The organism is Pseudoalteromonas sp. BZA4 (genome assembly GCF_040104395.1).
GTDB lineage: Bacteria > Pseudomonadota > Gammaproteobacteria > Enterobacterales > Alteromonadaceae > Pseudoalteromonas.
On record NZ_JBECOT010000083.1, the window covers coordinates 1 to 13191 of the forward strand.

Sequence of the window (13191 nt, forward strand, 5' to 3'; positions counted from 1 at the left end):
TATTCAATACTTTTCATCAATATCAATTATGAGCCCCGGTAATATTCCAATTCACTGGGAGCATCTGTTAGGTACGCTGAGACTATTTAAACTGCCACCAAGAAGAGAAGATAGGCGATACCCAAGACCGATAAAGCCTAAGCCATCAAAGTACCCACATAAAAAAAGAAATGCCAGTCAGCTTAACTGACTGGCATTGGGCCGAAGCCCCTTGGATCAAATATGAACTTTCGGAAAGCCCATGGCACCGTAAACATTCAGCACATCATTCCAATCCCAACTTTTCACGCCAAGTGACGTTGGTATCGGGGGGATCAGGACTTGGGTCAGAACGCCTTTCTGCCAGGCTTTTTTCTTGAGTTCATTCGCTGCATTCAGGCCGGTCTCAGAGAGATCGTGATCTGCCCAGATGTACAGCATTTTCACATTACTTGGTGGTTCAAACCTAGCCAGTAGCGTTGCATTCACAACCGACCAACATGTTTGTCCCGTTGCTCTGGTAACCGCTAAAGCTGTCTCTATCCCTTCAGAAACACCTAGTACCTCACCAGGCTCACCAATCGGAATGGCACCGCCAGTGATTGTTCTGTCACTTGGTATCGGCATCATCTTTTTAGGCTTTTCAACCGGCGCTTTGAATCCATTTTCACTTAGGTAGATCCGATGAAACGTGGCCGAACGCCCTTGCTGAGTAACGATTTTACCTAGCAGCGCTGGGTAGCTATCGATAAACAGACCATCTTCATCATGGTAAGGCAAGTTTGGATGAATCCTCAGCACCGAATCCCATTCAGGACGAAGCCGCGTAACAATGCCACGACGATGCAAGTAGTTCCAAACCGGTTGCGCACGAGTATCTGCAAGGGATAACGTTTCTCCCCAGGTTCGATTCAAGCGATGGATAATCGCTTTGTCCTCGTCCTGCTTTTTAGTCTTCCAGTCAACAGCGTTACTCGGTACTGCCCGAGTTGGTACTTGTCCGGGTTGAATACCTAGAACTTGGCCGATTGCTTCAATAGACTGAGCAAAGTTCCATCCATTAATCCAAGACAACAGTTCAAAGCCATCATGAAAGATACCGCAGGTGTTACAAACGCCACCTCCGGTATATTCAGCATCTTTGAACAGCCTAAAGCCATCACGACCGCCATGAACAGGACAAGCCACATGACGGCCTTTTCGAGCAATAGCGGCATCAAGTTCTGGCACCAATGCCGCCAATACCTGAAGCCATTGGCCATTAAGATATGGCCTTACTGTGTCAATCTGTAAAGGTAACGCCATATAACCTCCTTAAGTAAAATGCCGACTCCTACCACTAGTGGTAAAAGTCAGCTTGGGTCCTGCATTAGCCGTTCGGTTAATACAGGATCGTTAGTCAAGCTGGATACCGTGTCGTCTTAATAGCCACATGATGGAATCACGAAGCACATCAGGATCGACAACCGCAGCCATTGCGCAAACACGAAAGCAAAATGGCGTTAATTCGTCATTTTGAATCCACGACAACACATCCTTTCGCAATCGAGTACTGACACGACCGTCCAGCAATACGCGGATCGCATCCAATAGAATGCCTTCGCGTAACTGCCAGATTTCCGTGTCAGACCAAGTAAATGGGGCATCATCAAACTCAAATAGAAATTCGAGCTGTGATGACGTGTGTTGATAGGACTGCTTTTGTGATGAAGGAGAATGGGCAATGCGCCCATTCATCAAAGATAACCGCGTTCGGCAAGCGAAACGCAGCCCTCGGATGCGACCACGACATGGTCAAGCGTTCGAACATCAACAAGTGACAAGGCGTCACGGAGTCGATGAGTGATGCGTTTATCAGCTTCACTGGGTTCAGGATCACCCGATGGATGGTTATGAACCAGTATCACTGCTGCCGCATTAAGCTCTAGCGCACGCTTTGTTACTTCCCTTGGATACACGCTCGCCGCATCTAAAGTGCCTTTGAATAGCTCTTCAAATCGAATAACGCGATGCTTTGTATCAAGAAATAGTACGCCAAAGACTTCGTGCTCATACTCGTGCATCAGTGTTTGCAGGTATGAGAACGCCGATGATGGCTGTTCAATTTTGCGACCTTTAGTCAAGCGACCACGGGCAAGCTTAAGCGCCATATCTAAGATATCCGCTTCGGTCACTTGCTCAGGAACGATATAAGTACCGGCTTCTTCGCCAGCTAAGAACTTTCTGTTTTTCATAGGAGTCTCCAAAAAAAAGCGGAGACGAACCCATACCCTGACGGGGACGGAATCGTCCCCGCAGGGTGGTAAAGTTGATGTGGTTACTGAACTAACAGTTGTTGTGTTACTTCGAATAACTCACGCTTCAGATCTTTGACGTCGTTAATCACGATGCTTTGAGGAAAGAATTTCTCAACACTGCGTGTTTGAATCCCGATCCCCAGCAGCTCAAAGCCACTTCGTCTGCAACGGTCAACAATGTCATGCGTAGCAGCCCAGTCATCTGGGTCACCATCGGTTAGCACTATCATTAGCTTTCGCTTCTGTTTTTGCGCTAACAAACTGTTTGCCGCAAACCACATAGCTTGTGCCATAGGCGTACAACCTCGTGGTTTTTGGTCAAAACACGCGGCCCGATGTCGAAGCGATTGCTTGGGCAATAACGCGATAGATACTTCCTGATGAATACCTGGAAAATAACTGACCGCAGGTACAACACCGGGTATACCTTCCAATGCCATGGCCAAAGCCAAAGCAGCTTCATTGGCAACATGAAAGTACTTGCGATTACCTTCGCCAATGGGTTTACCCATTGAGCCCGATATATCGACAAGCAAGTGCACAGCAGCATTGGGCGCAATGCGAGGCTGCCTTTGAATAAACAATCTCGACTCACCTGCTTGGGAAGCGGCAAGACGATGGGTTGCCACTCGAAGACCGTGCCGTTTGGCATGATTCCGACTGTCCTGACTGGACTGAACCATGCCCCTAAGTCGGGCTCGAATTTGAGCGGACTCGGAAGCCGATAAAGTCAAAATGTCCTCATCACCCAACATAGCTTGCTCTGCTTGGGGCAAACTGAGTGGAGTGACGCCCTGATGTCCTTCAGCTTGTTCCGACAACACTTCTGCCACTTGTGCAAAGGTATCGGGTTCAAACTGAGCGGCACTGGCCTCTAAGGCTTGTCGCAAATTGTCAGCTTGATCAGAGTTATCTGAATCCCCGGTTTCAGCAGCATCCCCTGTTGCAGACGAGTCTGTTTCCGGGGTTTGACTACCACTACTGTTATTGCTGTCATTACTCGCATCTTGTCCAATGTCATTACCGCTATCAGCATCCGACTCATCCTGTGGTGGACGAGATTCTTCCTCCAACATGGCAACAATGGCATCGACAAGTTTCAGCACTTCACCTGTAGAGCCTAAGCTAGGCACTGCTGTCAGCATGGCGCTTAACCGGCTCATCGCTGCGGCAGGAAAGAGTTGTCTCACTCTTTCATCAACAGCTTGATACAAAGGCGTCAGCGATTCCTGACCCAGAAAATGGCATCTCAAGCGAAACAACAACCATGCTTGCAAGTTAGATGCAGGCTCAGGCTGTTCAGGTACACACATTTGCTGTGTGCCCACCATGTACTCAATCACTTGCGAAATACTGCGCCGGATTCCGGGGTAATCCTTTGCCAATTCGTTTTCAATGCGAACGTCCTCAATGATATTGAGAAGTGCTTTACGGATCGGCTTGGACGACGCCTTCTGCACCATGTCAAAATTGGTATGCCGAATATGCGCCGCTTCATGAGCCAGATAACCCCAAGCTATCTGTTGATAGTGTGGGTCGTCTGGGTTTGCTGTTGGGATCACAATCCGCTCACCATCGGTAAACGCATCTTGTCCTTGAATAAGCACCTTCACACCAAACTTTTCGCCATAAGCGGCGGCAACGATTGGCAATGCGTTTTTTAATGGATGATTCATGGGAGTCTCCTAATCATTAGGGGGAATACTCCCTCAGCGGGAGCGTTTCCCCGCTGGGAATGTAAGTGTTTAAACCTGTGCTTTTAGCTTATCCAGGTCGTATTTTTGACCTAACCAAGCCACCAATTGGGCTGGACTCTCGTGCTGCTCAAATGACGTTTTAAGCTGGTCTAAACTCAGGATGTCATCCAATGTCAGACCGTACTGGTCTTGTAACTGAGTAGACACCTCGTGTTGATATTGCAGCCAGGCCCGCTCATAAGCGGTTTGCTGCAATACCATGTTTGGAACAAATACCATGGCCGTTACCCAAGCTCCATGTGCGTCCGCATCTGCGATCAGCAAAGGGTTCTTGGGGATTACGACACTATGTGTTGGGTACGACCGTTGTACTAACGTTCGACAACACACCACTTCTGGTATCGATTCACTTTCAACCGCATCAGTCACACCACTAAAATGTGCTTCAAACTGGTTCAGTTGGCTGGGGTTATGGATGGTTGATTGCATAATTTCCTCTTACATAGTTCAGAGGACATGCGCCCTTCAGGGCAACATGCCCTCAAGGACGTTAGAAATAAAATGAGTTTGGTACAGTCGAACCAAGGTTTGGTCTGACGGTTGGTTGGGGTATTGCACGTAAGTTATCTGCTTGAGCAGATACTGGCTGTGCGGGTTTAGGTTCAGGTTTGGGCATCAGTTGTCTGATATCCAATTGACCTTCACCGTGCATTCTCATCTTGTCTGGATCAGACAAAATTAAAATGGTCGCCATCAGTTCGTGATAGAGATTATCTGTCACAGGGCCGGTCTTCGGCAGACGAACAAATAAATTGTCCATCGCTTCAACCATTGGCTGAACTCGATGATCCAGGAAGGACAAACCATCCAACTTGTCTCTTAACCGTTTGAGAGGATTAAGGGCTCGCTGGCTGATTTGATTCTTACCTGCAACGGAACGCTCAAACAGTTCGTTGGCATCACGAGCCACCTCCCTAAAGAGGGTGTGTCCCATGCCATTGACCTTGTCATCTAAGCCACCAGCTTGGTCAGCCGGTTGCATTCGATAGATGGCATAATCGAACTGAAGCCGTTGTTCCACGTCTTCGATGGGTGATAATGCACGTCGGATTGCATCTGCAAATTCCGGGTGTTTTGCAACCCAGTCAAACGTCACCTGATCATAGTTGTCCAAGAACAACTGCTTGCACTGCGCAAACTCCTGACCGATCCGGTCAAGCTCTGGAACAATCTGATCAATTCGGTCTTCAGGGACGGCATAGCCACCTAAAAACCGCACACCGACTTGCTCACACAAGCGCTGCGCTTCTTTCTTAAGCCGTTCAAAGTTCGCCAATGCCTCAGGGTCGCAAATTTTTTTACTCCCTAAGCTGGCAACATCCTTCGGTGGAAGTTGGCTGCCATTGGCTAATCTGAAATCTTCAGGCCTTAGTTTTTTTCTACCGCTCCAGATGGAACAGTCGATGTGACAAATCAAAAGTTTGTCGAGGGTTTGAATACTCATAGTGCATCCTCATACGAGATGGGGACGCACCACTCCCAACAGGAGCAATGGCCCCCGTTTGGGTGAAAGTAGTTGACGCGCTAATGGCAATACCACTATCAGAAATAGTAATTTTGCGAATCAGGCGACGATTGGTTGAGATCGATTTTCACAGGCATTAAGTCCAGTGCTTCAGCTATCGGGCGAACCCGCTCTAAATCACTGCCTAGCAACCGCAATACATCTTTTTCCAACTTCAGTTGGTCGGATACTTCTATCCCTTCAGGACTCGCTACTGTGAGCGAACATAGTGGTGGTAATTGACGCTTAAAGGCCAGTAACAGCAACAATGGCCACGGGCCATCATCAGTATTAACAATGCCAGCGCCTTCACCTGACACCATGCTGATTTGATTGGTACTAGGTAATCCGCTTTTGCAAAACCCTAATGACCATTCTCCAATCCTGACCTGGTTATCATCAATCACAGCCAAGCCATAGGCTTCAAGCAGCTTTGCCATATCGAACAACGCTTTTTGCGCCAGCGATATTTGGCCATTGACGTCCTTGCGAGTACGAAACTCCCAACTGACGTTATTGGCACACACGACGCTATCTAGCGCATTTGAGAGTTCAAATGGCCGCCCTTGATGATCAATGCCGACTTGTCCAACAAGTCGATAACCCTTGTTGATTTTCTCATTGATTCGTCGGTCTGCTTCAGCGTTAGGATCAGTCGAATCAATCAATCGCTGCTGCGACAGTTGACCTGCTTTTCCAAATCGAACTTCAATCTCCTGGTTATCTGATCCAACGTAAATGGCCCATTCTTTGGCTGTCCCATCAGAATGACTGTAACGGTAAAGAGCAAAGCACTTTTCCATCATCAATCCTCCCAGTGATCACCGAAGACATCAGCGGCAATACGGTGAATGGCTTCACGTTGCTCCAATTCAGCACGAGCCGTCAAAGACCGAACCAGTGCATACTCCACTGCGTTAGGAGCGCCTTTAAAAGCAAGTGTTAACTTTGCCCAGCGCACCAAGGTCCTTGTGGACATGGTGATACTGAGTTCTGCACCGCCATCCGCGCCCCCAATAAAAAGACGACGAATGTCACCAGCCACTTTCACCATTTTTTGGCGAAAGACTTCTGGTAAGCCCGGCGCAACGGTCTCCAGAATGGCTTCCTCTACAGATGGCTCTGCATAGGTCGCTTCAATGATTCTAAAGCGATCAAGAAAAGCCAAATTCTGTTGAAGAACACCTTGATACAAGCCCGTTTGGTCACCGCTGCCCGCACTGTTGCCGGTAGCGATAAAACGAAACTTGGTATGTGGCATGATGATCTCACCGCCATTTTGTGCGATGACCAACGGGGCACCTTCCAAAATGTCATTGAGTCCAGCCAGTTCAGCAGGCTCAGCAAGATCCATTTCATTAATGATCAACAAATGGCCATGCTTGACAGCCAGTGCCAGCGGTCCATACACAAAGGTCATGTTGCCATTAACCAGTGTGTGGTGACCGATAAGATCGGACAACTCCAATCGACCGTGCGCAGTAATTTGCTGAACAGGCCAATTCAATCGAGAAGCAACTTGACAAATTAGCGAGGTCTTACCGCATCCAGTGGGGCCTGTAATATACAAACCGTCACTGTCTGGGTTAGACAAGAACGCCAATACGTCACGTAAGTCTTCTTTTCTAAAAACATACTCGTCCTTGCGAACGGGAATGTTTGGATGGGTAGTGTCGGTACCATATCCTTCCAGAACGAAAGCATCAGGAGCCGGGACATTAAACGCTTGATTCACTTGAACCAAAAATGGGGATTGTTCTGTCATGGTAAACCTCATTAGTTTTAACGAGGCCCCATGCCCCAACAGGGAATGAAGTCCCCGTCGGGTGGTGTGTTGATTGTGGTATGGCTGTGTATGTAAGAGTTCAGCTCGCTCTATCATTCGTACCCAGCATTGGCTACGAGTGAAACTGCTTTCTGATGCACTCCATATAAGCGCATGAGAAAGGAGCCGAAATTGGCTCCAAGTGAACGTTAAAAGTAAAATGAGCTCGGCGAGTCACCTGGCAGAACCAAGCTCTCTTGCTCAAAGCTGATTTTGATTGGTGTTTCAACGGGCTGATCTGGCTTATTGGTGCTGATACGCAACCGCTCTTGTGGCGCTTTTCGGTAAGCGGCTAAAACCTGTTCATCCAGCTCGCCTAACTTATCGGTGGCCAATTGCTTATAGTCCACCGTGCCCGCCATCATGTAGCGGCTGAGTTTGACCCCAGCATAGTCGGCATGAGCGTAGTTACCCATCATGGCGACCAATTTTGACTGGGCGTCTCGCATTTCCTCTTTCAAAGATTTAATGTGATTTTCCAGTCGGACCACTTCGGCATGTGCTGAGCAATACCGTCGAGACAGCGATGTCCAACGGTATTGGGCTTCACCCTTGGGAACAAAACAATCTTGCTCAGGGCATTTTGACGGTTCTTTTTTGGTCTGTACTAACTCCCAAAACTGAAGCGCTGTTTCTTGCAACTCAGTTAAGAACGCCGCGTCTCGTTGTATTTCAAACTCAATCAGTTGATCCTCAAAATAGAAAACCAACCAACCTCGCGTGCTATTGGCGACCAGTATTTGATGCTGTACTTGCACCCAATACAACTGGTACGCCTCGCTTTGTTCTCGGTGAGCTTGCACATCCTCAAAAACTGACTGGCAAGGACATTTCAGTTCAACGGGTTCGCCCGCATCGTTGATGCCATCAAAGCTGGCTCGAAAGATTGCGTTATGATCGGCTTCTGCACATAACGGCAGAAGAAAGTCATTATGCGCATTCTCAAATGCTCGCCTTGCTTGAGGCTCCAACCTTATACCGCGAAGCACATTTGGATTATTCGACAGGTCTTCCGGTAATACGAATCCGGTTTTTTCTGCCCATAATCGCCAAGGTGTTTTGTAGGGTGAACGCCCCATAATAATTGGGGCTTCAGATGCCGTAACCCCTGCAATGCGCCACTGGTGCCATGCAGGAGTACGCTGTGATAGGTCGATAACCTTCATATTGCCTCCTTTGAGGGGAGACTCCCCCGAAGGAGAGAACTCCCCTTCAGGGTTAAGTGGTTACTTTGCAGCTTGTGCTAACGCTGTTTGGTGCTGAACAACACTTGCTTGAACCGAATCAATTGCCGCTTTACCGGCTTGAATCGAACCTAAGACAAGGGCAACAACCAATACCAAGCGAAAAAGTGAGGCTGATTTAGTCATGGAAGATCTCCAAAAAAAGACGAGACCTTCCCCCTGACGGGAGAATAATCCCGCCAGGGTTAGTAAAATGAATGCGTGGCACTAAGAAGCTAAAGGCTGTGTGAGCGCTTTGGCTGCTTGTTGCTGTGCATTAAATATTTCTTGTTTCGCATACGTCAGTTCAACACCCTGAAAATGTTCATTGGCATATTCCAATGCACTATTCCAAGCGTTTGAAGCTTCTGCCCGCTCGATAAGCTTGTAAACAAGCCCTCGGGTTCGATCATCAACTTGCTCGGGTGGAATCACTGATGGCTCAACAACGTGTGTTGCTTGGCCTTCGATAATTCGCTCCGCTTCGTCTTGATCGAAAATTCCCACAAAGCCAAACGCAATGCGGGAACACTGGATCATGGATTTATGTCTTAGCATTCGCTTAGTGTGCGTCTGCCATGGACCATCTACACGGTAAGGGCCATTTTTGCCGTTACCTTCAAAAGGCGGTCGATAGACTTCATCCAGATACTCAGTGATTTTGACTGGGTGCGAACGGTCGCGCCGATAGATGATGCATTCCATCCATTCTGGGCATTCTTTCGCGCCATCCAGTGAGACTTTGTTTTCTGAAGTCTTAAACTCCATGCCATCAAACTGGTCGTGTTGATTGATGATGCGAGACCATCCATCGACACCTACCACTGGAATAATTCCAGCTTGTTTATCAGGGAACGCAAAAATCTCTTTGGTGAAAGGGTTCAAGCCGTACTGATCTGCAACCACCAAGAGCGCCATCATCTGCTCATTTGTCGGTGCACTACCGTCACGTTGCTTGAATGCTGTTGCTTTTAGGGTATCGAACAGTTTGTTTGGATCGACACTAAAGCGCTCAGCAAAGCGTTGGATTAGCTTTGGTTTTTCCATTTTGGACTCCGACAATCAAAGTGGGAGTCTGCCCCTGACGGGAAAGTACTCCCGGCTGGGTTAAAGGGTTTTGCTCGGTTAAAAATCTGGTTCAGGATAAGTTTGTGCCCAATTAGTTTGGGAGCTCGCATCATCCGCCGCTGATGGCTCAGATGCTTTGTTCACACTATCAAGAAGCAGAAACTCGTCCGCGTCCACTTCGGTCAATCGATGCTTAATACCATCTTTCTCCCATGAGCGCGTGCGCTGAGGCCCTTGTACAAAAAGCTTCGCTCCTTTTTGGATTAAATCTTTTGCCCTTAGCCCTAACTTAAATCCACCACGATCTCGAAAAACGACCCGATGCCATTCCGTATGCTCTTTAAGCTCATTGGATTGACGGTCGCGCCATTTCTCAGAAGTGGCCAGTGAAATACTGGTCACTAAATCACCTGATGGATAGGCTCGCGTCTCTGGCTCAGCGCCAACGTAGCCTATGAGTGTTACTTGGTTTTTCATGATGTTCTCCTCGTCTTAGTTGAACTCTGTGCACACAGTCGTTTCTGCCCGGCTGGGCAAAGAAGGCTGACGGCGCAGATAGGTTGGTATTTCGAGTAAAGCCATATCGTACTGATGTGGCTCTTTGTAAAACGCAGATGTCAAACGGGGCATACCAGGAGCTTTAGGCACTGCCATTGGACGACGTTTTGGTGTTGGTGTGAGCGAACGCTTGATTTGAATAAGTACAAATCGATACGGTCGCACGCTTTGACGAGCAAGCAATCGCAAAAGCGACAAGCTCAGCTTTGCAAGCAACATAATGCCTGCGATTTGGATAATAAATCCGAAGATATATTCCATTGGTGACTCCTTAATTAGGTTGTGAAGGAGTCACCCTCAACTGGGGAAAACTCCCCCAGTTGGGTGGTGAAAAGGCGAACCGCAAGGAACGCATGGTTGAGCATGTAAAAACATGCAGGCTATTTGTTTAAGGAGGCTAGCTACCTCTTAGTACCACTGAGAAAACTCAGCAGCGGGCTTCCTTTGAACTCATGCTCTCAGGCGCAGATATCACTGAAACAGATCAGCAATATTTGATAGTCAGTGTAACCGTCTTATCCAGACAGGATAGTTAGAAAGATGCTCAATTCTTCCACCTAGCTGAAAGGCCATTACCTCACAGAGGATTAGTCTAGGGACTGATTATTGTCATATCAGGAGCAAACTTATGGCCCAAGCAAAACCCAATTACTCAAAACCCATCTTTGAACAATCATTCACAATTAACAGCTTACAGGCGCAACGTGTCGTTGACCGTGTTTTTAGACGGACGGTCAGTGCGCTTTATGGAATCGATGTCATTTTGCGCATCATTGGCGATGAGAACGAAATTGATGAAGTGGAACAAATAATTAGCCAGTTGATCGAGGATTGCGCTAAGGCGGTAGACAACGAACAAGCTCGTTTGGACAAACTGATGGAGTCCAACGGCATCGATGAAGTACCTGACTACACAGACCCGATAAACTTCAACGCAAAAATAAGTTCGCCCCAGGTTGGCCAGTTTGTCGGCTTAGTTCGCAAACTCGATGCGTTGATGATCTCAATGGACACACTCTGGTTATCTAGCGTGCTTAGCAACAAGCAACGTGTTGATGGCAACTACGCATGGCAACAGCGCATCATCAAACTGGCTCGACGCATTATTGATATCGAAATTCGAGCACGAAAATCAGCTCAAGCTAAGGGTAAAGAAGCAGAAGTTGAGCAAGCGGTGCCTTCAACCGATGACGATATAACTGAAGAGGAAACATATTCTCCCTCCAACTAGCCAGCTAGGCTCCCATCACACAGCCGGTGATGTGAGGGAGGTTTTTCGAGGTCCCCTTTTATCAAAGAGTGGCTGTTTTCGGCGATTTACTGAAGTTGTACAGGCCCCTTTTTTCTTATATTCTTGTCAAAATCATGGCTTAGTATTTCACTTTACTAAGCATTAATTCCTTTTAGGGTGTTACAGATGAGAAAAAATGAGTAAAAGATCCACCTTCTAAAGAAGGTGGCTTTGCATTAGCCCCCTAGAAGGGGGCGTTGTTTACTGCAGTGTTAACTGCGCCTGCTCTTGCACCTCTTCCTTTTCTTGGTGCCTGACATACCGTCTTATTATTTCTTCATTTATCCCTACTGTATCTACGAAGTACCCTCTCTGCCAAAAATGGTTTCCCCATAACTTGTTTTTCCTTAAGTATGGATATTTGCTAAATAGCTTTAACGCTATTTTTCCCTTTAAAGCACCCATTAGTTTCGAGACTGTTCTGGTCAACTAAAACTGGACACTTTAATTTGATAATTCTCAAACTCTACAGGCGATAGATCATTATTCGCTGAATGCAGAGGTAATCCCCCCATTTTTAATGGAGGCTATCTATAGAATTTCTATTGTTTAACTTTTCCAGTTTTGTATGTGTGTGAGTTCTAATGAGAGAACCTTTAAACCAGCCAAATTAATTGACGCTAGATACAAGTCAATATTTCTGTTTATTTCATGACCAATGCAACCTAACCACCTACTTAACATAATAATAGCTATCGTAAATAGGGGTTTACGAGAGCTATTTTTATACGTTATCAGTGCTATTTATAGCTTCAGATAAAAGGTTTGAAAAGCTTAAGAGGTATAGAAGCCTGGAAAAGTGTGGAAATTCAAAGTTCGTTCAGATGAATGGGTACTAATATTTTTAGACTATCTAAAATTTACGTGTTAAAATTTACGGAGAAAAGGCAGATAGTAACAAACCGGTTTTACCTCAAATACACTGAACTAAGTTAAGTGATGTGAGTGTTGCACCATCTTATATTTATGCTCCAATCTTTCGTAGGTACTATTTAGTAAACTATTAACTAGTTGTGAAAGTACATATTTAATTTACGCAAAAGTTATCAAGCTTTTTAAAAGCCAAACTTCAGTAATACTAAAGCGGGATCTAAAAATCTAAAAATTAGACTAACGCTAATGTTGAAAAAATATTATAGCTGTTATAAGTTACATACGTCGCTAAGGTGAAAACTATCTTCAACGACAAAAACCTTTTTACTTTGGTAAAGAATTCGCTTCGGTGAAAGAGAACCATTATCGCAAAGGCGATAAAAAACCATTATCGCAAAGGCGATAAAAAACCGTTATCGCAAAGGCGATAAAAAATCTTTTTGCTTCGGCAAATAAAAAGTCGCTTCGGCGATAAAACCCCTTTTTTGCTTCGGCAAATAAAAAGTCGCTTCGGCGATAAAACCCCCTTTTTGCTTCGGCAAATAAAAAGTCGCTTCGGCGATAAAACCCCCTTTTTGCTTCGGCAAATAAAAAGTCGCTTCGGCGATAAAACCCCTTTGGCTGTTTAGCCAACTAACCGCTAGTTCAACTGAACTAGCAAAGTAGGTTTAAACCAGCCTACCTAACCACCACGGCGGGATCGCACTTTGTAAAAAGGCTTTAACATCCGCCTCTTTTCTGATCTAATAACGCCCACATTGTCACTATCTACTTGTTAATTATGTCGTTATTTAGCCACCTTGAACTTGTGGAAGA

Annotated in this window: 15 protein-coding genes and 2 pseudogenes; 2 read left to right on the forward strand and 15 right to left on the reverse strand. The window is 46.4% G+C overall.

Annotated elements, in window-relative coordinates; genetic code table 11:
* Positions 1-190: pseudogene (locus tag ABMY41_RS19990) on the forward strand (IS4 family transposase); the annotation flags it as partial.
* A 26-nt stretch (positions 191-216) separates the two neighbouring features.
* On the opposite strand, the gene ABMY41_RS19995 reads toward ABMY41_RS19990, so the two are convergent.
* The 13 genes from ABMY41_RS19995 to ABMY41_RS20055 form a co-directional block, all read right to left on the reverse strand.
* Complete coding sequence (locus ABMY41_RS19995; RefSeq protein WP_349276031.1) at positions 217-1284, reverse strand: primase-helicase zinc-binding domain-containing protein; 1068 nt, start codon at positions 1282-1284, stop codon at positions 217-219.
* 90 nt (positions 1285-1374) lie between these two features.
* On the reverse strand, positions 1375-1716 hold the full coding sequence (locus tag ABMY41_RS20000) for a plasmid-related protein (RefSeq protein ID WP_349276033.1): 342 nt from the start codon (positions 1714-1716) through the stop codon (positions 1375-1377).
* Positions 1716-2213: a DNA repair protein RadC gene (radC, locus tag ABMY41_RS20005; protein WP_349276035.1), complete on the reverse strand. Its 498-nt coding sequence runs from the start codon at positions 2211-2213 to the stop codon at positions 1716-1718. The genes ABMY41_RS20000 and radC overlap by 1 nt, the downstream gene beginning before the upstream one ends.
* Before the next feature lie 83 nt (positions 2214-2296).
* Positions 2297-3952: a VWA domain-containing protein gene (locus ABMY41_RS20010; protein WP_349276036.1), complete on the reverse strand. Its 1656-nt coding sequence runs from the start codon at positions 3950-3952 to the stop codon at positions 2297-2299.
* A 69-nt stretch (positions 3953-4021) separates the two neighbouring features.
* On the reverse strand, positions 4022-4462 hold the full coding sequence (locus tag ABMY41_RS20015) for a hypothetical protein (RefSeq protein WP_349276038.1): 441 nt from the start codon (positions 4460-4462) through the stop codon (positions 4022-4024).
* A 61-nt stretch (positions 4463-4523) separates the two neighbouring features.
* Positions 4524-5477 (reverse strand): DUF3150 domain-containing protein, encoded by a 954-nt coding sequence (locus ABMY41_RS20020; protein ID WP_053426188.1) that lies wholly within the window; start codon positions 5475-5477, stop codon positions 4524-4526.
* Positions 5478-5575: 98 nt separating this feature from the next.
* Positions 5576-6343, reverse strand: coding sequence for a hypothetical protein (locus tag ABMY41_RS20025; RefSeq protein ID WP_250661359.1), 768 nt, complete (start codon positions 6341-6343; stop codon positions 5576-5578).
* A complete protein-coding gene (locus ABMY41_RS20030; RefSeq protein WP_349276041.1) occupies positions 6343-7302 on the reverse strand; it encodes an AAA family ATPase in 960 nt (319 codons plus the stop codon). The genes ABMY41_RS20025 and ABMY41_RS20030 overlap by 1 nt, the downstream gene beginning before the upstream one ends.
* A 209-nt stretch (positions 7303-7511) precedes the next feature.
* Positions 7512-8528 (reverse strand): lambda-exonuclease family protein, encoded by a 1017-nt coding sequence (locus ABMY41_RS20035; RefSeq protein ID WP_349276043.1) that lies wholly within the window; start codon positions 8526-8528, stop codon positions 7512-7514.
* 60 nt (positions 8529-8588) lie between these two features.
* Entirely contained in the window at positions 8589-8732 is a 144-nt protein-coding gene (locus ABMY41_RS20040; protein WP_015066581.1) for a hypothetical protein, read from the reverse strand.
* An 81-nt stretch (positions 8733-8813) separates the two neighbouring features.
* The gene (gene bet, locus ABMY41_RS20045; RefSeq protein WP_349276049.1) at positions 8814-9632 is read right to left on the reverse strand and encodes a phage recombination protein Bet; all 819 of its coding nucleotides are present in this window, start codon (positions 9630-9632) and stop codon (positions 8814-8816) included.
* Between the two features lie 78 nt (positions 9633-9710).
* A complete protein-coding gene (gene ssb, locus ABMY41_RS20050; RefSeq protein ID WP_349276045.1) occupies positions 9711-10130 on the reverse strand; it encodes a single-stranded DNA-binding protein in 420 nt (139 codons plus the stop codon).
* 15 nt (positions 10131-10145) lie between these two features.
* Positions 10146-10472, reverse strand: a complete 327-nt coding sequence (locus ABMY41_RS20055) for a plasmid-related protein (RefSeq protein WP_250661364.1) — start codon at positions 10470-10472, stop codon at positions 10146-10148.
* A 367-nt stretch (positions 10473-10839) separates the two neighbouring features.
* On the opposite strand from ABMY41_RS20055, the gene ABMY41_RS20060 reads away from it, so the two are divergent.
* Complete coding sequence (locus ABMY41_RS20060; protein ID WP_250659763.1) at positions 10840-11442, forward strand: hypothetical protein; 603 nt, start codon at positions 10840-10842, stop codon at positions 11440-11442.
* A gap of 261 nt (positions 11443-11703) precedes the next feature.
* Here ABMY41_RS20060 and tnpA read toward each other — a convergent pair.
* Together tnpA and ABMY41_RS20070 are read right to left on the reverse strand one after the other, a co-directional pair.
* Positions 11704-11922: pseudogene (gene tnpA / locus ABMY41_RS20065) on the reverse strand (IS200/IS605 family transposase); the annotation flags it as partial.
* A gap of 816 nt (positions 11923-12738) precedes the next feature.
* Entirely contained in the window at positions 12739-13008 is a 270-nt protein-coding gene (locus ABMY41_RS20070) for a hypothetical protein (protein WP_349276047.1), read from the reverse strand.
* Between the last annotated feature and the right edge of the window lie 183 nt (positions 13009-13191).